This window comes from Tahibacter amnicola (assembly GCF_025398735.1).
In the GTDB taxonomy this organism is placed as follows: Bacteria; Pseudomonadota; Gammaproteobacteria; order Xanthomonadales; family Rhodanobacteraceae; genus Tahibacter; species Tahibacter amnicola.
This window is the reverse complement of the sequence record NZ_CP104694.1, coordinates 437,171-456,735: the sequence shown is the minus strand read 5'-3', so window position 1 is coordinate 456,735 and position 19,565 is coordinate 437,171. Positions and strand designations below refer to the sequence as shown.

Genomic DNA, 19,565 nt, shown 5'->3' with positions numbered 1-19,565 from the left:
GGTCCGACGGTCGTCAGACGGCCAGGCGCTTGCGGCCCTTGGCGCGGCGGGCGTTGATGACCTTGCGGCCGTTCTTGGTCTTCATGCGGCTGCGGAAGCCATGGTCGCGGGCGCGCTTCAAGCGGCTCGGCTGGTACGTACGCTTCATGGCGTCGTCTCCGAAAAAAGTGGGGATGGAAAAAGGGGCGGGAGAATAGTTCGCCGAGGACGGCAGTGTCAAGGTGCGCGTGGCTAAAAACCCAGCAACGGCGTAGACTTCCGCGCCCACTCCGGGGTTTAGACCCCGGACCGCCAGTCGACGAGGACGTAATGAGCGAACTCTGGCGGCGCTGTCTGGAACGCCTGGAAGGCGAGTTCGGCGCCGAAGATATACATACTTATCTCAAACCGCTACAGCCAGCCGAAGGCGACGACGGTCTACGTCTGCTTGCCCCGAACGCTTACACGCTGGAGCGGATCGAGACGGAATTCCTGCCGCGGATCCGCGTGGTGCTGTCGCACCTGCAGGGTCACCAGGTGCCCGTGCGCCTGGAAGTGGGCACGCTGAGCGCCCGGCGTCCGCCGGCCGCGAAAGCCTCGCCCGCGACGCGCCCCATGCCGGCGTCCGCCGCCCCCCTGTTCCGGTGGTCGAGCCTGTCGTCGAGTTCGACGGCAATCTGGATCCGAACTACACCTTCGACAGTTTCGTCGAGGGCAAGTCGAACCAGCTGGGCAAGGCGGCCGCGATACAGGTTGCGACCAACCCGGGCCGCGCCTACAACCCGTTGCTGCTCTACGGCGGCACCGGTCTTGGCAAGACGCACTTGATGCATGCGGCCGGCAACCTGATGCGCGCGAACAATCCGCGAACCAAGGTGCTGTACCTGCGTTCGGAGCAGTTCGTGTCGGCCATGATCGATGCCCTGCGCAACAAGAACATGGATGAATTCAAGCGGCGCTTCCGCGAGGTGGATGCGCTGCTGATCGACGACATCCAGTTCTTCGCCGGCAAGAACACGACGCAGGAGGAGTTTTTCCATACCTTCAACGCGCTGTTCGAGGGCAAGCAGCAGATCATCCTGACCTGCGACCGTTATCCGAAGGAAGTGGACAATCTCGAGCCGCGCCTGAAGTCGCGACTGGGCTGGGGGTTGTCGGTGGCCATCGAGCCACCGGATTTCGAGACGCGCGCGGCGATCCTGCTCTCCAAGGCGCAGGCGAAGGGAATGAGCCTGCCGGAGGATGTGGCGCTGCTGATCGCCAAGCGGATGCGTTCGAATGTGCGCGACCTCGAGGGCGCCCTGAACACGCTGGCCGCCCGGGCGAACTTCCTGGGTCGATCGATCACGCTGGAATTTGCCCAGGAGACGCTGCGTGACCTCCTGACGGTCCATGCCCAGGCGATCACGGTTCCGAACATCCAGAAGACGGTAGCCGACTTCTACCAGCTGAGGCTGCAGGACCTGTTGTCCAAGCGCCGTTCGCGCTCACTGGCGCGTCCGCGGCAGATGGCGATGGCCCTTTCGAAGGAATTGACCGAGCACAGCTTGCCGGAGATTGGCGAGGCGTTCGGGGGCCGTGACCATACGACGGTGCTGCACGCCTGCCGCACCATCCGCGATCTTACGGAAACGGATGGAAAGCTGCGCCAGGACTGGGAAAAGCTGGTGCGTATCTTGACCGGGTGATTGCCTGTGGATAAACAGTGGTCGGCGCTGGGGGCAATAGTTATCCACAGATGATCGACAGGCGGCCAAGCGGGTTCCGGGGAGTTTTCCAATCACACAACTGATTGAAAAATAAAATGAAAACGGCGAAGTCCCCAGATTTCGCGGTGCTCTACAACCACCGTCACCCTCTTAAAAGAAAAAAAACGTTTTGTTTTCGAACCGGGATTCTTGACCATGCGATTCAGCATCCAACGCGAAGCTCTCCTAAAACCGCTGCAACAAGTGGTCGGCGTGGTCGAACGGCGCCAGACCCTTCCCGTACTGGCCAACCTGTTGGTGAACGTGAGTGGAGGACGCGTCTCGTTCACGGGTACCGATCTGGAAGTGGAAATGGTTGCCACGACAGATGCGAATGACACAGAAGCGGGCGACATCACCATTCCGGCGAAGAAGCTCTTTGATATCTGTCGCGCGCTCCCTGATGGCGTGAAGGTGGATGTGAAGCTGTCGGGCGATCGGGTCACCGTCAGCGCTGGTCGCAGCCGCTTCACGCTGGCGACGCTGCCTGCCACCGAGTTCCCCGTCGTGGACAATATTGAGCTGGTGGAGAAGGTCACGCTGCCCGAAGCCACGCTCAAGAACCTGATGGATAGAACCGCCTTTGCCATGGCGCATCAGGATGTCCGCTATTACTTGAACGGGATGCTGGTGGATCTACGTGAGAACGCGCTGCGCTGCGTAGCGACGGACGGACACCGACTGGCGCTGAGTGAGACGGCTGTAGAGGCAAAGGTCTCCACGCGCCGCCAGATCATTATTCCGCGTAAGGGTGTGCTGGAACTGCAGGGTCTGTTCGAGAACGGCGATGGCACGGTTGATCTGGAGTTTGGGAAGAACCATCTCCGCGTTCGCCGTGGAGACGTGCAGTTCACCTCGAAGCTGATCGACGGCCGTTTTCCGGACTACGAGGCCGTCATTCCGATTGGTGCAGACAAGGAGGTCCGGATCGGCAGGGACTCTCTCCGGGCGGCTCTGCAACGCGCGGCGATTCTCTCCAACGAGAAGTACCGCGGTGTGAAGTTGGACGTGAGCCCGAACAAGCTGGGTATCGTGGCGCACAATCCGGAACAGGAAGAGGCACACGAAGAACTGGAGGCGGAGACGCCTGTCAGCGATCTGAGCGTAGGCTTCAATGTGAATTACCTGCTGGATGCGCTCGGCGCGCTGCAGGGCGAGGAAGTGCTGTTGTGCTTGCGGGACGGCCAGTCGTCGTGCCTGCTTCGTACGCCAGAGTCGGAGCAATCCCGGCACGTGGTGATGCCGCTGCGACTCTGAGAAGTCTTCCGGATGGAAACGAGAACCCGCGGGAATGAAGTACCGCGGGTTTTTTTATGGGTGGATGAATGCGTATCCGCGAGTTGCGTGTTGAGAACCTTCGGAATATTTCGTCGGCCTCGGTGTCGCTGGGGCCGGGTCTGAATCTTTTCCTGGGCGCCAACGGCGCTGGAAAGACGAGTTTGTTGGAGGCAGCGTTCCTGCTGTCGCATGCCCGTTCCTTTCGAAGTGGGAAGAGGGAGTCGCTGGTTCGGCGGGGCGCCGAGAGCTTGAGCGTATTTGCGGTGGTGGAGTCTGGTTCGCGGGGAGAACGACGGGTCGGCTTGCGGCGGGACGCGGACAAGTGGGTCGGCCGGGTCGATGGGCGTAACACCGAGGGTCTGGTAGAACTGTTGCGTGAGATTGCCGTGGTGTGTTTCGAGCCGGGGTCGCATGGCCTGATCGGCGGGCCGGGTGAGGAGCGACGACGCTTTCTGGATTGGGCCTTGTTCCACGTGGAACAGGAATTCATGGACGTGGCACGACGGTACCGTCGCGCGCTGAAACAGCGGAATTCCCTACTGCGTCGTGGCGTATCTGGCCGGGACCTGGATCCGTGGGACGCCGCGCTCGCTGACGCCGGTGAGGCTTGGCAGGCACAGCGGGAACGCTACGTCGCAGCGTGGTTTCCGGAGGTCGAGACGCTATGTAGGCAGTTTCTGCCGGAGCTGGGCGCCTGCTCGCTTCGCCTATCCAGTGGCTGGGCCGCCGGAGCGCGGCTGTGCGATGTGTTGCTCGAGCGTCGGGAACGCGACCAGGTACGGGGGCATACCGGGGCAGGGCCGCACAGGGCGGATTGGTCGATCTCGTTTCAGGAGGCCCCGGACCGCGAGCATCTATCCCGGGGGCAGGAGAAGCTTTGCGCGATGGCGTGCATTCTCGCGCAGGCCCGCCTGTTTGCAACGCAGACCGGTGAGTGGCCAGTGATCTGCCTGGATGATTTGTCGTCCGAACTGGATGCAGTGCACGAGGCTGCGGTGCTCAGTTGGCTACGGGCGCAGGGAGCGCAGATCCTTCTTACGGGTACCGACGCGCCGCGCTCAGCATTGCCCGACGACATGGAGCGAATGACGTTCCACGTGGAACAAGGTCAATTCTCCGCGCTGCTATAATTGATCGTTCTCCGATCCCGCTGCGCCCCGCCGCAGCCACGCCCTGGCGACCCGCATGAGCGAACAGTACGACAGCAGTAACATCAAAGTCCTCAAAGGCCTCGAAGCCGTCCGCAAGCGCCCCGGCATGTACATCGGAGATACCGATGACGGCACGGGCCTGCATCACATGGTCTTCGAAGTCGTCGACAACTCCATCGACGAGGCGCTCGCGGGCTATTGCGACCACGTGCACGTAACGATCCATCAGGATGGATCCGTCAGCGTCTCGGACAACGGTCGCGGTATTCCGGTGGACGTCCATCCGGAAGAGGGCAGGTCCACGGCGGAAGTCGTGATGACGGTGCTCCACGCCGGTGGCAAGTTCGACGACAATTCCTACAAGGTCTCGGGCGGCCTCCATGGCGTCGGCGTATCCGTCGTCAACGCGCTATCCGACCATCTCTGGCTAACCATCTATCGCGATGGTCATGAGCATGTTCAGGAATACTCGCTGGGCGAACCGCTCTACGCGGTAAAGAAGGGCCCACCGACCAACCGGCGTGGAACCACGGTCCGCTTCAAGCCCAGCCCTGCGACGTTCTCGAACACCGAGTTTCACTACGACATTCTCGCCAAGCGGCTGCGCGAACTGTCCTTCCTCAATTCGGGTGTAAAGATCGAGATCCTGGATGAGCGAAACGACAAGCACGACATCTTTCAGTACGAGGGCGGCATCCGCTCCTTCGTGCAGCACCTCGCTCAGCTGAAGACACCGCTCCACACGAATGTCGTCACCTTCGACGCCGCGCAGGACGGCATCACGGTCGAAGCCGCCCTGCAGTGGACGGATGCGTACCAGGAAACGTGTTTCTGCTTCACCAACAACATTCCCCAGAGAGATGGCGGTACCCATCTGACCGGCTTTCGAGCCGCGCTGACCCGAACCCTGACGAACTACATCGAGAACTCTGGCGTCGCCAAGAACGCCAAGGTGGCGCTGTCGGGCGACGACATGCGCGAGGGAATGATTGCGGTTCTCTCGGTCAAGGTTCCGGACCCCAAATTCTCATCTCAGACCAAGGACAAGCTGGTCTCATCGGAAGTGAAGGGGGTCGTCGAGCAGGTGGTCAACGCCAAGCTCGAGGAGTTCCTGCTCGAAAACCCCGCCGAGGCACGTGCGATTGCCAGCAAGGTCGTCGATGCCGCGCGCGCCCGTGAGGCCGCCCGCAAGGCACGCGAGATGACGCGCCGAAAGGGCGCACTCGATATCGCCGGACTGCCGGGCAAGCTCGCCGACTGCCAGGAAAAGGATCCGGCGCTGTCCGAACTGTTCATCGTCGAGGGTGACTCGGCCGGTGGCTCGGCCAAGCAGGGCAGAAACCGCAAGACACAGGCCGTGCTGCCACTCAAGGGCAAGATCCTCAATGTCGAGCGCGCGCGCTTCGACAAGATGCTCTCGTCCGCGGAAGTCGGCACACTGATCACCGCACTCGGTTGCGGTATCGGCAAAGACGAATACAACCCGGACAAGCTGCGCTACCACCGCATCATCATCATGACTGACGCGGACGTGGACGGTTCGCACATCCGCACCCTCCTGCTCACCTTCTTCTACCGGCAGATGCCGGAGCTGATCGAGCGTGGCTACGTCTACATCGGCCTGCCGCCGCTCTATAAGCTCAAGCAGGGCAAGCAGGAGCTGTATCTCAAGGACGATACGGCGCTCAATCAGTACCTGATCAACAACGCCGTCGAAAATGCGGAACTGCGGCCGGGCGGTGGGGCCCCGGGTGTCACCGGCGTAGCACTGGAACGGCTCCTGGTGCACTACCAGCTGGCGCTCGACCAGATCGACCGTCTGAGCCACCGCTGCGACGCCACGGTACTGACGGCGATGCTCGAAATCGCGCCGCTGGATGAGGCCATCTGGGACGACACCCCGCGCCTGGACAGCTGGATCGCCGGACTCACCGGACGCCTGAACAACGTCGGCCTGGGGCGGCCGAATTATCGGATCCGTTCCCAGCCGGCCACGCCGGATCATCCGGCAGCCCTGGTGATCGAACGCGACCAGCACGGCCTGACGCATACCCAGTTCCTGCCGGCCGCATTTATCGCCAGCCCGGAGATGGCGCCCATCCAGACGGTCGCCAGGGATTTGTCCGGACTGATCCAGGCCGGCGCGGAGATCCGCCGCGGCAACGCCGCGCACCCGATCGAATCGTTCGGGCGGGCCCGCCAGTGGCTGATGGACGAGGCCAAGAAGGGCCGGACTATCCAGCGCTTCAAGGGCCTGGGTGAAATGAATCCGGACCAGTTGTGGGAGACCACGGTCAATCCGGAAACGCGCCGACTGCTGCAGGTGAGCATCGAAGACGCCGTGGCGGCCGACCAGATCTTCTCGACCCTCATGGGAGACGTGGTCGAACCGCGCCGCGAGTTCATCGAATCGAACGCCTTGCGTGTCGCAAATCTCGACGTCTGAACGATTCCGGGCGGCGCGAAGGTCCGCACCGCCCGGATTTTCCCAACTGGAATAGTGTATTTGGCGACTTAATCAGCGTCCGGGATTATTTCCCGACGTTGCGCAGATCGCCAAAAACCCCTGTTTTTATTAGACCTTCGTCGCATCAAAGCGCAATCCGTAACAACAAATTGCATCGCGGAAGGGATACAAGCGCTGCCTTTAACACAAGCCTAACGATTGGGCGTTTTGCTCCGCTTGTAGTTTGCAAGCACGCGGATTAACCTCTCGGGCCCCTTTTCCGGCTACGGCGATTGCCGTATCGAACTGACCACTCGAGGCAAAAAAAATGCAGGCCATCACCGCCAAGAAGATCGTGCTTTGTCTGGGCATCGCGCTGGGACTCGCCACGACCGCCGCGCAGGCCGACCGCCGGCCGGGCTCGGAGCCCAGCCGCAGTGCCTCGAAGAAGGGCGCCGAACAGGCCAATGCCTACCCGCATGCCAACCGCGTCGATCCGAAGACGTCGATGCCGTCGGGCCTGGGCACCAAGCTGAACAAGGTCAATGACCTGGTCGCCGACGGAAAGGGTGACGACGCCCTCCCGATCATCGACGACGTCCTGGACGACAAGAAGCTCACCCCGTACGCCCACGCATTCGCCCTCTACCTGCGCTCCAACATCAAGTGGGACAAGGAAGACGGCGCCGGTGCGATCGAGGACCTCGCCAAGGCCATCGAGCTGGACGCGCTGCCCAACGCCAATCACTTCCCGGCGATCTACACCCTGGCGCAGTTCCAGTTGCAGGAAGAGAAGTACAGCGAATCAATCGCGTCGATCGACAAGTACATCGCGCAGAGCGGCGACAACAAGCCCGAGGCGCTGGCGATCAAGGGCAACGCCCTCTATCGCATGGAAAAGTACAACGAAGCCATCGAAGTCATGAAGCAGGCCGTTGCCGCTTCGGACAAGCCGCAGGAAAGCTGGTCGCAGATCCTGATGGCCTCGTACTACGAATCGAACCAGTATGGCGAAGCGGCCAAGATCATCGAGGCCCAGCTGGCCAAGAATCCGTCTGACAAGAAGCTGATCCAGCAACTGGCCTCGGTCTACGTCAACGGGGACACCCCCGAGAAGGCGCTCAAGCTGCTGTCCGACGCCAAGGGACGTGGCCTGATCACCACCTCCGACGATTACAAGCTGCTCGCCCAGCTGTACGGCCAGGCCGACAAGCCGGCCGAGGGCGCCGCGCTCCTGGAAGAAGGCTTCCAGAAGGGCGCCGTCCAGCCCACCTACGAAATGTACAAGCTCCTGGGCGATTCCTACGCCCTGGCTGATAACGAAGACAAAGCCATTGAAGCCTACGGCAAGGCCTCGCCGCTCGCCAAAGACGGCGAAGCCGATTTCCTGCGCGGCCAGATGCTGGTGAACGCCCAGCGCTGGGCCGAGGCCAAGGATTCGATGACCAAGGCCCTGCAGCGCGGTGTCAAGCGCCAGGGTGCGGCCTACGTGCTGCTCGGCAATGCCGAGAACGAACTCGGTAACAAGTCTGCCGCGATCGCCGCCATGGAAAAGGCGCACGGGTACGAAGAAACCCGCAAGATGTCCGAAACCTGGTTGAAGATGATCAAGGGCAATACCGGCGCACCGAAGAAAAAATAATATCCAGACCGCATTCCCTGCATCTTGAGCGATATCCGCCAGGCTTCAGGCCGGGTTAAGATAAGAATCCGGCAATGAACGCTTGAGCGGAGGGCGGGCCTCGTGTACGGTGCCTGCCCCCGCCGGAACTGCGACCGCTGTCCGGCACAACGCGTGATCCAGTCCACCGTTTTTCACTAGCGAACCTTGGTTCAAAGCAATGGCGTTGACGAGAGAAGACCAGCGCGAAACGTACAGTTGGAGGCGCACATCCGCGCTGGCCGCCGCCATGGCCGTGCACGGGTTTGCCTTCCTGCTGATGATTGCGCCCGTGGCTCCGCCGCAGGCGAAGCAGAAGGAAAAGAGAAGATAGTGTCGGTCGAATTCGTCGAACCGCCGCCGCCGCCGCCGCCTCCACCGCCGCCGCCGCCTCCACCGCCGCCGCCGCCGGAACCGCCGAAGAAGCCGCCGCCGAAGATCATTGAAAAGGTCAAGCCGCCGCCGACGCCGCCGCCGGAACCTCCGCCGCCGATCGTGACGGAAGAGGCGACGCCGATGTCGATCCCGGCTCCGCCTCCGGCGCCTCCGGCGCCCCCGGCACCACCCTCGGAAATCGCACCGAGCGAAAACATCAGTTATCGCAAGGCGCGTCCGCCGAGGTACCCGCCGCAAGCGGTTCGTCAACGCCACGAAGGCGAAGTCGTTCTGCGCGTGCTGGTTGGTGTCGACGGAAAGCCCAAGGACATTCAAGTCGAAAAATCTTCGGGTTTTCGCGAATTGGATCGTGCGGCGATTGATGCCGCGCAGACCTGGGTGTTCAATCCGGGTCAGAAAAACGGTGCGGCGGTTGAGGGCTGGGCGCTGGTTCCGTTCCGTTTCAGCCTCAACGATCTGTAAATTCCATTAAGTTCCACTTACGAAGGGTAGCGTCATGTTCCAAGACACCTCGACCGCAGCCGGATCCGTTCCCCCGGCAGCTCCTCCTGCTGAGGCGGCCGCTGCCGCACTGCATGGCGGCAACGCCGGCGCCCTCAAAGAAATGGGTTTCGGCCACCTGATCCAGAACTACAACCCGGCCTCCGAGAACTTCGACCTGGTCGGCCTCATCGTCTTCGTGACGCTGGTGCTGTTCTCGTTGCTGTCGATCTACTGGATCGTGCTCAACGCCATCCGCAACACGGCTATCCGCGCGCGGATGAACACCGTCATGCGCACCTTCTGGGAAACCCCGTCGGCGCAGGAAGCCATCCGCTTCATGGAAGAACAGCCCAAGTCCGAGCCCTTCTCGAAGATCGCCCTGGACTGCGCCTCGGCCGCCGCCCATCACCAGCGTCACGAAGGCAGCCGCCTGGTGGAAGCGCTGAACCGCTCCGAGTTCATCGACCGCGCCCTGCGCCAGGCCGTTGCCCGCGAAAGCGGCCGCCTGGAAGCCGGCCTGACCGTCCTCGCGACCGTCGGCTCGACCGGCCCGTTCGTGGGTCTGCTCGGTACGGTGTGGGGTATCTATCACGCCCTGATCCGCATCGGTGCTTCGGGCAATGCCTCGATCGACGCCGTGGCCGGCCCGGTCGGTGAAGCGCTGATCATGACCGCCTTCGGTCTGTTCGTCGCTATCCCGGCGGTGCTCGCGTACAACTTCTTCGTGCGCTCCAACCGCGTCATCCTGGCCCGCTTCGATGAATTCGCGCACGACCTGCACGACTTCTTCGCCACGGGTTCGCGCGTGGAAGCCGGCGCCCCGGTCGCCCCGGCGCGTCCTGGTCAGACGGCGGCCCCTGCCGCAAGGAAGTAAGCCATGGCATTCAGCGCTAACAGCGGTGGCGGTGGCGCCCCGATGGCGGAAATCAACGTGACGCCGCTCGTCGACGTCATGTTGGTGCTGCTGATCATCTTCATGATCACGGCACCGTTGATGCAGCACAAAATCCGCATCGACCTTCCCCAGGCGACCAACCAGCCGTCGGAACAGAACCCCGTTGAACCGGTGGATCTGGCTATCAAGGAAGACGGTAGCTTCTTCTGGAACGACCAGCTGCTGAGTGACATGGAGCTCAAGGCCCAGCTCGCCGTTACGGCCCAGAAGACGCCGCAGCCGGAGCTGCAGATTCGTGCGGACAAGAACACCCGCTACGAAATCGTCGCCAAGGTGATGTCGGACGCGAAGAACCAGGGCATGGTGAAAATCGGCTTCGTGACGACGCCGGCCCGTCAGTAACACAGCAAGAAACGCAAGCTCGCCAACGCTACCCTGCCGGTGCGAGCCGGATAAGCGCCTCGGGAAACCGAGGCGCTTTTTTATTGGTGCGCCCGGCAGGGCGCACCTGCCTTGGGATGAAAGTCCGCTGGTCGTCCGCCATGGGGACGAGTTGGCGGAAGCCCATGAACGCGTGATGCGGCTACAGGGACGTGCCCGCGAGCTGTCCCGTCAGGGATGCCGACGAAGCCTGTGCGGCACGCCGGGACGGTTGAATCCGTTGCTGCGATGGGCAGCTACGTCGCGCTGAGCGAGAGCCGCAAACTGTGGGAGGAGATCGACGGCTGGCGGCGTCGGCGGCTGCGCTGTCTGTCATGGCGGCAGGCCAAGCACCCCACTCGTCGACCGTAACGGTTGCGACGCGCTGGTCTGAGCGAAGAAGGGATACGCAAGCGCAGCACCGGCGGACGCGGCCCGTTCCAGCGTCAAACGCGAACCGCCGAATACGGAACCGCACGTGCGCTGGTGTGGAGGGCGCCGGGGCCCGGCTTCACGCGATCCGGTGACGTTCACCGATCAGCGTCCAGGGCGACGACGTTGCAGCGAGCGCTCGCTTGCGTGTCGGCCGGCCTGAACGCTCAGCCGCCGCAATACCGCTGACGCCAACGCGCTGGCTCTGGCCGTGGCAGCGGACCTATCCTGAAAACGCCCACTCGCGGGCAATGGGGGTTCCGCCATGGCTTTCGCCTCTGCACAGCGCGTCCATTCGCAAAGCATCGCCGAGATCAACATCACGCCGCTGATTGACGTGATGCTGGCCCTGCTGCTGATCTTCATGCTCGCGACGCCGGTCCTCAGCGGAAAATTGCCGCTGCCGCTCGGTGGCCGCCCGGAAGCCGGCGCCCCGCCACAAACCGTGGAACTGACACTCGGTACCGAAGGGCAGGTCCTGCGCGACGGCAGGGCGCTGACCGCCGCAGAGCTGGAGGCCGACCTGGTCATGCTGGCCGGCTCGGGCAAGCCGGTCGTCGTGCAGCTGCGGCCTGCGGCGGCCACCTCGCACCAGCATGTGGTCGCGACCTTGAGCCTGATCCGGCAGGCGGGCCTGGAGCAGATCGCAATCGAGACGCCGCGATGAGCGCCGACGGGGAAATCCACATCACTATCTGGGAATTCCAGGTGCCGGAGGAACACCGCGAAGCCTTCGAGAAACATTACGGGCCGAACGGCACCTGGGCCGCTCTGTTTCGCCGGGGCGAGGGGCATCTGGGTACGTCCCTTCTACGGAACACCGACGCACCGGGCCGCTATTTCACGATTGATCGCTGGCAGTCCGAATCGCACTACGCCGCATTTCGCCAGGCCTACGCGACGCAGTACCAGGCGATCGACCAGATCTGCGAAGAACTGACCGCTGGCGAGCACCACATCGGTACGTTTATAGATATTCAATAGATGCGATACGACGGCGAACCGCTCGGCGCACTCGTCAGCGCAAAGGAAACGCCGTGCGCGCGGAGCGTGCCGACAAGCTGTGCAACATCGTCATAGCGGGCAGCAGCGTGTGGAAAGACATCGACGAACCCACCGGTACGTCTGATCGTCTTCAATGCCTCGTCCAGCGCCGCGGCGTCCACCGCGCGATCATTCAGGCGAACAACCCCTTCGGGGGTAACCAGAATGTCGTCGTGGGGAAGGTGCGATACATCTGCGATGTTGCCGCAGCCACCGTGCGCTGGCATCGCGATCACGTGGCGCGGCGTCCTGATCGCACTGGCGGCAAACAGCGCCACCAGCGCGGCGAGGACGCCAACGGCCGGCATCAGGTCCATCCGCCCCAACGGCTCATGCGATCGGACTGGCAGGTAGCGCACCCCCGCAGGACGCGCCGGCGCGCGATCAAGGGCGTGGTCGAAGGGCATCGGAGATATTCAGCGTGCCATTTCCGGAAAGGATCGCCAGGTACCGGGCGACGGTCGTCGAAAGGCCGTCATACAACGCTTCACCGATCAGCGCGTGACCGATGGAGACCTCGGCCAGTTGCGGAATCGCCTGGCGCAGCGTACCCAGGTTGGCCTGGTTCAGGTCGTGGCCCGCGTTGACGCCCAGTCCCGCCGCGTGGGCGCGTTCGGCAACGCGCACGCAGTCTGCGAGCGCGGCGCCGTGGTCGCCGCGCGCGAAGGCTTTGGCATAGGGTCCGGTATAGATCTCGATGCGGTCCGCACCCAGCTCGGCCGCGCGCTCCACGTCGGGGCAGTCGGCGTCCACGAAGAGGCTCACGCGCGCCCCCTGGGCTTTGAGTTCCGCAATCAGCGGTCGCAGCCGCGCCGCGTCAGCCGCCAGGTCGAAACCGTGATCGGAGGTGATCTGCGCATCCGAATCAGGCACCAGGGTGCACTGCGCCGGCCGCGCCTTCGCCACCAGGGCCACCAATCCGGGATAACTGCCCCGGGGACCGGCGAATCCGTTGCCTTCAATGTTGAACTCGACGCGACCGCCGATCTGCTCCACCAGTGCGTCCACGTCGCCCGGACGCACATGGCGCTGGTCCGGTCGCGGGTGCACCGTGATTCCGCCGGCCCCGGCGGCGATCACCGTCTCACACGCCTTGCGGATATCGGGTTCGTCATCGCCACGGGAGTTACGCAGCACGGCGATCTTGTTGAGGTTCACGCTCAGGACGGTCATGGGGCCCTTGCTGTCATCGTGTCAGTGCCCTGTCGGCGGCGGGGGCGCCGGGGCGGAATCCTTGCCGGGTGACTTCCGGGTCGGCCGGGGTTTCGTTGGCGGAGCCGCTGCCTCCGGCACCGGTCCGGAAATGGCCCGCACAGGCTCTACGCGTTGCAGGGTGACCTTGCCGCCGAGCAGATGCAGATGCAAGCGGGTGGCGCGTCCGCTCGCGTCGCGGACAGCCTCGACTTCCAGTTCGCCGTCCTCGGTCGCGAAGCGGTCGTCGGCGTAGGCGATCAACGGGCGGCGCGCCGTGCCGGTCAGCTGTATGCCGGGAACGCCATCGCGGACATCCACCCGCGCCAGGACGTTGCTATCAAGTTGATAGTCACCGCGATACGGCGCCAGCGCCTCGGCGGTGAGGGTGCGCGCGGTACGGGCAATGCGCGGTGCACGCGCGCTCAGGCGTCGCACCGGCACCACCACGCCGCCTTCGGTCCAGCGCAAGGATTCAATCCGGTCGCCGGCATCGCGCGTGAAGGTCAGCAGCACCGGCAGCTGCGGATAGGCGAACTGGTCCGGTTCCACCGGGTGCAGCGGCACCGCGAGCCGACCGGTGGTCTGGGCCGTCAGTGTCGAGCCGACCGCACGCAGCACCAGCTCCTGGCCCGCCGCGAATTCGTACAGGCCTGCGTACGCCGAAACGTCGTCCGGCACAGGGGCACTGCGCGGCGCCGGCGGCAACGGCGGCGGCGCCGAGTCGGTCAGCAGCGCAAGCCCGATGCCGGCCAGGGAACTGGCCTGGTTGCCCATCAGCACGACCGCCTGCTGGCGGTCGACGCGAAAGCCGACGAAAACCGAATGCCCGCCGCTGCGCCCCTGCTGCCACAGAACCGGCCAGTCCTGGCCATCGGCGCCGACCCACTGCACACGCCATCCCAATCCCCGCGCCGACGCCCCGTCACCGCGCACCTGGCGGGCCATCACCAGGGCCGGTCGCAGCGGCGAATCGCCGGGCTTGAGCAGAGCCTGCAGCAGCCGCGCCATGTCCGCCGCCGTCGAGCGCAGTGCGCCTGCGCCTGCGATGCCGTCAAAATGCTGCGGGACGGCTGCCAATGCCCCCTCGAATCCCGGCAACAGCTCCCGGTCTGTCGTGTCGGTTGCGCCGAGCGACAGCGGGCCGATCACCCGGCCGGCGAGGGCGTCTGAAAGCATCTGTTCCGACGCGCGGGACAGCGCCCACCCGAGCAGGCCGCTGGCGAGTTCCGAATCGCCGCCGTCGCTGTCGGCTGCTGCCCGAAACTGCTGCAGGAACTGGAGCAGGTCCGATTCGGTGTAGTCCCGGTACGGGTCGCGGGTATCCGATGGAAAGAGGTTGAAGGGCACCGGCGGCAAGCCGGAGCGCTGGCTGGCCAGCTGGGCGAGGGTGATCGCGCACACCCGCTCGTCGGCGCAACCGGCGCCGGGGGGAGAAACCGGCTGATCGGATCATCCAGACGCACGACGCCGCGGGACGCAAGGTCCGCCAGCAACAACCCGTTGAAGACCGCGTTGACGCCGTCGAGCTGGAACCGGTGGTTCTCTGACGGAACGGCACTGCCTTCTCCATCGACGCGGCCGAACGGAAACGCGGACACCGCGCCATCGCGGACCTGTACCAGGATGACGGCCGGCCACACGCCGGTGGCCGTGCCCCGTTCGAGCGCCTGGTGGACGGCGGGCGGCAAGGTTGGTGGGCCGTCTTCGGCCAATGCTGCAGACAGCCCGGCCAGCACTAGCGCAGTGGCACGACAAAGAAGAGATAGGATCGACATCGAAACGCAAGCATAGCGCCTCGACGTCAGAATACGGTGATGCCGCGTCACAGACGCGCGACATCACCGCGCTTGGCGCTTTACCGGAGCAACAGGCGGTTGCGGTCCCTCAGCGACAGTCGCCGGGCGCTTCCTTCCAGACCACCGGCTCCCAGTAGGCGCCGTCCTTCCACTCGGAGCGGCGCGATGGATCGAGCTTGGCGCCGAGGTAATAGGTCGTGTTGGCCTGCACCGTGACGTTGAGTGTCTTGCGGGCATTGTCGCCGCGCTGGCGGCTGTTGAAGGACAACTGTTCCGGATCGATCAGTTCGGCGATTTCCAGGGTGTGCGGCCCGGCTGCCACGCGGAACTGCGGGCTGTTGCCCGGGCCCGCCACTTCGCCGTCGATCGACAGGAGCTTCACACCATAGATTCGTTGGCCGCGCGGTGCGACGTCGAAGACACTCAGGTGGCCGCACCCCTGGAAACTCGTTTCTTCCTGGCGTCGCCGGTTGCGGCTGGAGCCGGCGTCGGCCAACAGCTCGCCGCGGCCCACCTTCAGATGAATCGGCGGCAGCGTGACGCTGGCCAGTGCTCCGGAGACGGTCATGTCCTGCCCGTTGCGGCGCAGTGCGAAGCTCAGGCTGGCCGTCTCGGCGCTGGCATCCACGACCTCGCGTAACACGCTGGCGGCCCGCGCATGACCGTTCGCATCCGCGCCCAGCCGCGCCAGCGGGGTGCCGTTGACGGCGGTGAGCGTATCGCCGGTGCGGATGCCCATCTTCTGCGCGGAGCTGCGCGGCGAAACCGCCAGTACCCGGAGTCCGTCATGCGCCCGCTCACCACTGGCCGAATCCACCACCAGGCCAAGGTTGGTCACGCGCCGCTCCGGCTCGTCCAGCGTGAAAGCGATCTGATCGGCGGATTTGCCGGCAAAGGCGCCCGATTCGATCATCCGCACCAACACCAGCTGCATCTCGTCACGAACCTGCTGCTCGACCGTGTCGGTCTGCGCCGCAGCCAGGGCCGATGCCAGGACGGCGGGCAGGATGGTGAAGGATTTCAAACGCATAGGCATTGCCAATCTCCACTTCAAATTCGGGTCAGCTGCGCACCGGCCGCCGACAGGGCGATCAGGCTGCTCAGTACTTCATTGCGCTGGCGCCACAGCGGCGTCAGCTCCGCATGGCCCGCACCGCGATCGTAGGCCTGCTGCAGCGCCTGCTCGACGGCGCGCAGTTCGGCCGCGCTCTCCAGCGGCAGGCCCGAGTGATCCAGCGCCGCGTAGGCCAGCTCCAGCTGGTGCGATTCCTGCTCCAGCAGCACCAGCGGATCATTACCTGGACCGGCAGGCAAACCCACCCATCCGGCGACGCCCAGTACCAGCGCCGCGGCAATGCCGCTGCCCCAGCGCCACTGCCCGCGACGGCGGATGCGGCGGGTTCGTTCGGCCTGGATCTTCGTCCACAGATCCGGCGGCGGATCGAATTCGGGCAGCGCGCCCAGGGATAGCGATTTCAAGCTCAGCTCCGGGTCGGCCACGGCTGCAACTCCACAACGGGTTTGGTCGCGTCGAGCCATTCCTGCAGCCGTTTCAAAGAACGCGACAAAATGGATTTTGAGTAACTTTCCGTTTGGCCAAAAAGTTCAGCCAGCTCCTTGTGCGTGTAGCCTTCCAGCTCATGCAGCACGAGGATAAGACGGGCCCGCGCGGGAAGGCGTTGCAGCAAGGTCATGGCGTCATGGCTGTCGTCCGGCGTACCCGCGACATTTTCCGCCACGTTGGCGAACAGCCGCTCCGGATCATCCGGATCGAAATGGCGCTGCGAGCGCAGCTGGTCGATCGCCGCGTTCACCGTCATGCGCTTGAGCCAGGACCCGAACGGCGCATCGCCGCGGAAGTGCCGGATGGCGTCCATCATCTTCAGGAACACGTCCTGCACGATGTCTTCCGCGGCAGCGGTATTGCCGACCACGCGCAGGGCCAGGGTGTAGCAGGCGCGCGAGTAGGTGCGGTAGATCTGGCCATGAGCCCCCACGTCGCCGCGGCGGGCGCGGGCGAGGGTGAGCGGATCGATGTCCTGGGCAAAGCCGGATTTGTCGTCGGTTCGAGTCGTCATCATGCGTCTACCGCAGACGCGCTGGTGCGCGTGACCGTCGCAGGCTCATGCGCGTTTGCGCAGCAGGCGGATCTCCAGAATGCGCGAGCGTTCGACGAAAAAGCGCGCCTGGCCGCCACCCTTCTGCACCGACAAGGCGATTCCTTCGTCGTCCACGGAGGTGATGCGCCCTTCGATCTCCTTGCCGCCGGAGGTGATCAGGGTGACGAAAGCGCCCGCGTACTGTCCCGCGTTGGCGTAGGCGATCACCGTATAGGGCTTCTCGACGGGATCCAGGTCAGTGGGCAGGCGGTCAATTCCGGCGCCTTGCCAGACCAGGGCGGCAGTGGATCCCGGCGGCGGCGGCGGTGCGGAGCTGCGCCCGGCCACGCGCGGATCCTCGCGCGGCGCGGTGACCCGCAAGGTGGGAGCAGTCTGCGTGGCGCTCGCGGTGGCCGCTGGACGGGGCGGCGTCGCTGTCGGGCGCGGGGACGTTACCGGTGGCGGAGTCGTCGTCGCAGTGGAAGCCGTAGAGCTGGCCGGGGGCGCCGTCACGGTCGTGACCGTTGGTGGTCGCGGCGCCGTGGCCGGTGCGACGGGCGGGCGGGCCGGTGTGGCCGGCGCCACGGGAGGCGGCGGCGTGACGGCGGCAGTCGCTGTCGTCACGGGCGACAGGGGGCTGGTTGTTGCCGGGGGCGGCGTGACCGGCGGCTCTGCCGGCGGCGGCTTCTCCGGTTCGGGCGCCGGCTCGGCCAATGGATCGTGCATCAAGGCCTTGTCGATGCCGGCCAGGGCTTCGGTCGGCTCGGTCGCCAGGAAGAAGAGCTTGAACAGCACGGGCGGCGCATCGTTGTGACGCAGCGTGAGGTTCAACCAGCGCAGTACTTCCTCCGGGTCGTAGCGGGCGTACTGGGCCGGCGCGACTTCCACATTGGGCAGGCTCAGCAGCTCTACCGAACCACCGTGCACCAGCAACGCGCGATACAGCTCGATCACGCCTTCGGCTGGCACTACATGGCGTTCCTTGAGGAAATCCTGCACGGCTCCGATGTGCGCCTCGATGAAGGACTCGTTCGAATCGCCGCGGCGGCCGGCGCAGAACTGGTTGCGCTTGGCGAGGTAACCGTGATCCTGGTAGCGCAGGGTGATGGCACCGATGCGAACGGCGTCGCGGGCGGTCTTGTTGGTGGCGATCTGGGGTGAAAACTCGGACAGATCGGCCTTGATCCGCACGCTGCCGAAGGCCTCGTTGGTGCCCGACAGACCCATGACCAGCGAGCGGGCGTTGGAATCGTAGCGGTAGTCGACGGTGAAGGTCGGCAGGCGGTAGGTGACGCCCATGGTCTTGAAGTCGGCCTCGCTCATCCGGGTCACCGAGCCGCAGCCCATGGCCTCGAACGGCAGCAGGCTGACATCGCCGATCCACTCGGCCACCCCCTTGCCATCGGCTCCGTGGAGGAACGGTACGCGGCTCTGCTCCAGGCTGACCGCCAGCTCCTCGGGCGGGCTCACGTCGCGCATGACCGCGCGGCGCAGCAGCCAGAAAGGGCCGGGCGTCTGCACCACCACGGCCGCGGCATCGATCGGTGCGGTCGGCAGCGGTGCCTTTGGCACAAAGCGAACACCGGTCAGGCGGATGCTGCCATTCAAGCGGCCGCTCGCGCTGGACCAGTTCAGCGTTCCCCACGGCTGCAGCAACTGCGCCATGACGCCCGCCTGCTGGTAGGCCGCGGCCCACAGCGCGAGCTTGGCTCCGCCGACCAGCAACAACGCCGTCAGCAGCAGATTGCGCAGCAGCTTCCACATGGAGAAATTCTGACCAGGCCCTGGCGTCGCGTTCAAAGGAAACTTAGCCCGTTCATGGTGGTACCACAACAGGGCCTTCAGCCTCCGGCGGACTGCCATCCGCGGCGGCCGTCAACGGAAAAAACGGAACGCCTGGATCGGCCGCGGCGTACCCCGCCACGCCACGGCCCCGTGGCAGGCGCGGCCGGGTTGCAGCGGATGGCATTGCCACCTCGCCGCCGGCCCCGCCTCGCCCTGCACGGCGTCCAGGCGCCAGCGCCCGTCGCCGGACTGCGCGACGAAACCGATCCGGTCCAGGCCGTAGGCAAGGCCGCGGCCGATCGCCTTGGCCACGGCCTCCTTGGCGGTCCACAACGTCAGGAAGGCATCCTGGCGGACCGACTCGTCGCAGCGAGCCAGCCAATCCGCCTCCGTGGCCGTGAAGTAGCGCCGTGCCAGTGCCGCCACGGCGCGCGGCTTGCCCGGTTGCTCCACGTCAACGCCCAGTTCCGTATCCCAGGCCACTGCGATCAACCCGAGCGAACCGCTGTGGCTGAGGCTGAAATGCAGCGGTCCGCCATTCCGCAGCGTGGGCTTGCCGTGCTCGCTGCGATGCAGGTCATCCGCACTCACGGTACGCCCGCACCAGCCGGAAAGCACAGCGTACAGCCGCGACCGCATCGCCTGCCGGCATTGCATCGCAGAACTGTGGGCGAATTCACACATATACAAATGAATATCACCGGTCGCCGGCTGCACGGTGTCGACGGGCTGGAAAGCAGAGGCAGTGATCATCCGGCT

At 64.7% G+C, this 19,565-nt stretch carries 18 protein-coding genes and 1 pseudogene; 10 read left to right on the top strand and 9 right to left on the bottom strand.

What is annotated here, in order from left to right; genetic code table 11:
* Positions 1 to 13: 13 nt before the first annotated feature.
* A complete protein-coding gene (gene rpmH / locus N4264_RS01895; RefSeq protein WP_255916217.1) occupies positions 14 to 148 on the bottom strand; it encodes a 50S ribosomal protein L34 in 135 nt (44 codons plus the stop codon).
* A gap of 161 nt (positions 149 to 309) precedes the next feature.
* Here rpmH and dnaA point away from each other — a divergent pair.
* The 10 genes and pseudogenes from dnaA to N4264_RS01845 all read left to right on the top strand — a co-directional run bounded on the left by dnaA (position 310) and on the right by N4264_RS01845 (position 11,872).
* Positions 310 to 1,667 (top strand): annotated as a pseudogene (gene dnaA, locus N4264_RS01890) (chromosomal replication initiator protein DnaA).
* 216 nt (positions 1,668 to 1,883) lie between these two features.
* Positions 1,884 to 2,984 carry a DNA polymerase III subunit beta gene (dnaN, locus tag N4264_RS01885; RefSeq protein WP_261695389.1) on the top strand — a complete coding sequence of 367 codons (1,101 nt, stop codon included), beginning with the start codon at positions 1,884 to 1,886 and terminating at the stop codon, positions 2,982 to 2,984.
* A 68-nt stretch (positions 2,985 to 3,052) separates the two neighbouring features.
* Positions 3,053 to 4,135: a DNA replication/repair protein RecF gene (gene recF / locus N4264_RS01880; protein ID WP_261695388.1), complete on the top strand. Its 1,083-nt coding sequence runs from the start codon at positions 3,053 to 3,055 to the stop codon at positions 4,133 to 4,135.
* Positions 4,136 to 4,190: 55 nt separating this feature from the next.
* Entirely contained in the window at positions 4,191 to 6,602 is a 2,412-nt protein-coding gene (gyrB, locus tag N4264_RS01875) for a DNA topoisomerase (ATP-hydrolyzing) subunit B (RefSeq protein WP_261695387.1), read from the top strand.
* A gap of 328 nt (positions 6,603 to 6,930) precedes the next feature.
* Positions 6,931 to 8,244: a tetratricopeptide repeat protein gene (locus tag N4264_RS01870; RefSeq protein WP_261695386.1), complete on the top strand. Its 1,314-nt coding sequence runs from the start codon at positions 6,931 to 6,933 to the stop codon at positions 8,242 to 8,244.
* A gap of 513 nt (positions 8,245 to 8,757) precedes the next feature.
* On the top strand, positions 8,758 to 9,120 hold the full coding sequence (locus N4264_RS01865) for an energy transducer TonB (RefSeq protein ID WP_261695385.1): 363 nt from the start codon (positions 8,758 to 8,760) through the stop codon (positions 9,118 to 9,120).
* 142 nt (positions 9,121 to 9,262) lie between these two features.
* A complete protein-coding gene (locus N4264_RS01860) occupies positions 9,263 to 10,015 on the top strand; it encodes a MotA/TolQ/ExbB proton channel family protein (protein ID WP_261697557.1) in 753 nt (250 codons plus the stop codon).
* A 3-nt stretch (positions 10,016 to 10,018) separates the two neighbouring features.
* Positions 10,019 to 10,438 carry an ExbD/TolR family protein gene (locus N4264_RS01855; RefSeq protein WP_261695384.1) on the top strand — a complete coding sequence of 140 codons (420 nt, stop codon included), beginning with the start codon at positions 10,019 to 10,021 and terminating at the stop codon, positions 10,436 to 10,438.
* Positions 10,439 to 11,153: 715 nt separating this feature from the next.
* The gene (locus tag N4264_RS01850; protein ID WP_261695383.1) at positions 11,154 to 11,555 is read left to right on the top strand and encodes an ExbD/TolR family protein; all 402 of its coding nucleotides are present in this window, start codon (positions 11,154 to 11,156) and stop codon (positions 11,553 to 11,555) included.
* Positions 11,552 to 11,872, top strand: coding sequence for an antibiotic biosynthesis monooxygenase family protein (locus N4264_RS01845; RefSeq protein WP_261695382.1), 321 nt, complete (start codon positions 11,552 to 11,554; stop codon positions 11,870 to 11,872). Before N4264_RS01850 ends, N4264_RS01845 begins: the two co-directional genes overlap by 4 nt.
* On the opposite strand, the gene N4264_RS01840 is transcribed toward N4264_RS01845, so the two are convergent.
* From N4264_RS01840 to N4264_RS01805, 8 genes are all read right to left on the bottom strand, one after another.
* Positions 11,866 to 12,240 carry a hypothetical protein gene (locus N4264_RS01840; protein ID WP_261695381.1) on the bottom strand — a complete coding sequence of 125 codons (375 nt, stop codon included), beginning with the start codon at positions 12,238 to 12,240 and terminating at the stop codon, positions 11,866 to 11,868. The two genes, N4264_RS01845 and N4264_RS01840, sit on opposite strands and share 7 nt — an antisense overlap.
* Positions 12,241 to 12,316: 76 nt before the next feature.
* A complete protein-coding gene (locus tag N4264_RS01835; protein ID WP_261695380.1) occupies positions 12,317 to 13,105 on the bottom strand; it encodes a pyridoxine 5'-phosphate synthase in 789 nt (262 codons plus the stop codon).
* A 21-nt stretch (positions 13,106 to 13,126) separates the two neighbouring features.
* Positions 13,127 to 14,527, bottom strand: coding sequence for a serine hydrolase domain-containing protein (locus N4264_RS01830; RefSeq protein ID WP_261695379.1), 1,401 nt, complete (start codon positions 14,525 to 14,527; stop codon positions 13,127 to 13,129).
* A gap of 483 nt (positions 14,528 to 15,010) precedes the next feature.
* Entirely contained in the window at positions 15,011 to 15,958 is a 948-nt protein-coding gene (locus tag N4264_RS01825) for a PDZ domain-containing protein (RefSeq protein ID WP_261695378.1), read from the bottom strand.
* A 14-nt stretch (positions 15,959 to 15,972) separates the two neighbouring features.
* The gene (locus N4264_RS01820) at positions 15,973 to 16,401 is read right to left on the bottom strand and encodes a hypothetical protein (RefSeq protein ID WP_261695377.1); all 429 of its coding nucleotides are present in this window, start codon (positions 16,399 to 16,401) and stop codon (positions 15,973 to 15,975) included.
* 2 nt (positions 16,402 to 16,403) lie between these two features.
* Entirely contained in the window at positions 16,404 to 17,003 is a 600-nt protein-coding gene (locus N4264_RS01815) for an RNA polymerase sigma factor (RefSeq protein WP_261695376.1), read from the bottom strand.
* A 42-nt stretch (positions 17,004 to 17,045) separates the two neighbouring features.
* Entirely contained in the window at positions 17,046 to 18,785 is a 1,740-nt protein-coding gene (locus tag N4264_RS01810; protein WP_261695375.1) for an LSm family protein, read from the bottom strand.
* Between the two features lie 111 nt (positions 18,786 to 18,896).
* The gene (locus N4264_RS01805; RefSeq protein ID WP_261695374.1) at positions 18,897 to 19,559 is read right to left on the bottom strand and encodes a 4'-phosphopantetheinyl transferase family protein; all 663 of its coding nucleotides are present in this window, start codon (positions 19,557 to 19,559) and stop codon (positions 18,897 to 18,899) included.
* Positions 19,560 to 19,565 lie beyond the last annotated feature (6 nt).

Bases quoted from the DNA above. Each gene is read 5' to 3' on its own strand.
- N4264_RS01850 (WP_261695383.1), top strand. From the start codon at position 11,154: ATGGCTTTCGCCTCTGCACAGCGCGTCCATTCGCAAAGCATCGCCGAG.
- N4264_RS01845 (WP_261695382.1), top strand. From the start codon at position 11,552: ATGAGCGCCGACGGGGAAATCCACATCACTATCTGGGAATTCCAGGTG.
- N4264_RS01870 (WP_261695386.1), top strand. From the start codon at position 6,931: ATGCAGGCCATCACCGCCAAGAAGATCGTGCTTTGTCTGGGCATCGCG.
- N4264_RS01835 (WP_261695380.1), bottom strand. From the start codon at position 13,105: ATGACCGTCCTGAGCGTGAACCTCAACAAGATCGCCGTGCTGCGTAAC.
- N4264_RS01815 (WP_261695376.1), bottom strand. From the start codon at position 17,003: ATGATGACGACTCGAACCGACGACAAATCCGGCTTTGCCCAGGACATC.
- gyrB (WP_261695387.1), top strand. From the start codon at position 4,191: ATGAGCGAACAGTACGACAGCAGTAACATCAAAGTCCTCAAAGGCCTC.
- N4264_RS01825 (WP_261695378.1), bottom strand. From the start codon at position 15,958: ATGCCTATGCGTTTGAAATCCTTCACCATCCTGCCCGCCGTCCTGGCA.
- N4264_RS01840 (WP_261695381.1), bottom strand. From the start codon at position 12,240: ATGCCGGCCGTTGGCGTCCTCGCCGCGCTGGTGGCGCTGTTTGCCGCC.
- rpmH (WP_255916217.1), bottom strand. From the start codon at position 148: ATGAAGCGTACGTACCAGCCGAGCCGCTTGAAGCGCGCCCGCGACCAT.
- dnaN (WP_261695389.1), top strand. From the start codon at position 1,884: ATGCGATTCAGCATCCAACGCGAAGCTCTCCTAAAACCGCTGCAACAA.
- N4264_RS01810 (WP_261695375.1), bottom strand. From the start codon at position 18,785: ATGTGGAAGCTGCTGCGCAATCTGCTGCTGACGGCGTTGTTGCTGGTC.
- N4264_RS01855 (WP_261695384.1), top strand. From the start codon at position 10,019: ATGGCATTCAGCGCTAACAGCGGTGGCGGTGGCGCCCCGATGGCGGAA.
- N4264_RS01805 (WP_261695374.1), bottom strand. From the start codon at position 19,559: ATGATCACTGCCTCTGCTTTCCAGCCCGTCGACACCGTGCAGCCGGCG.
- recF (WP_261695388.1), top strand. From the start codon at position 3,053: ATGCGTATCCGCGAGTTGCGTGTTGAGAACCTTCGGAATATTTCGTCG.
- N4264_RS01860 (WP_261697557.1), top strand. From the start codon at position 9,263: ATGGGTTTCGGCCACCTGATCCAGAACTACAACCCGGCCTCCGAGAAC.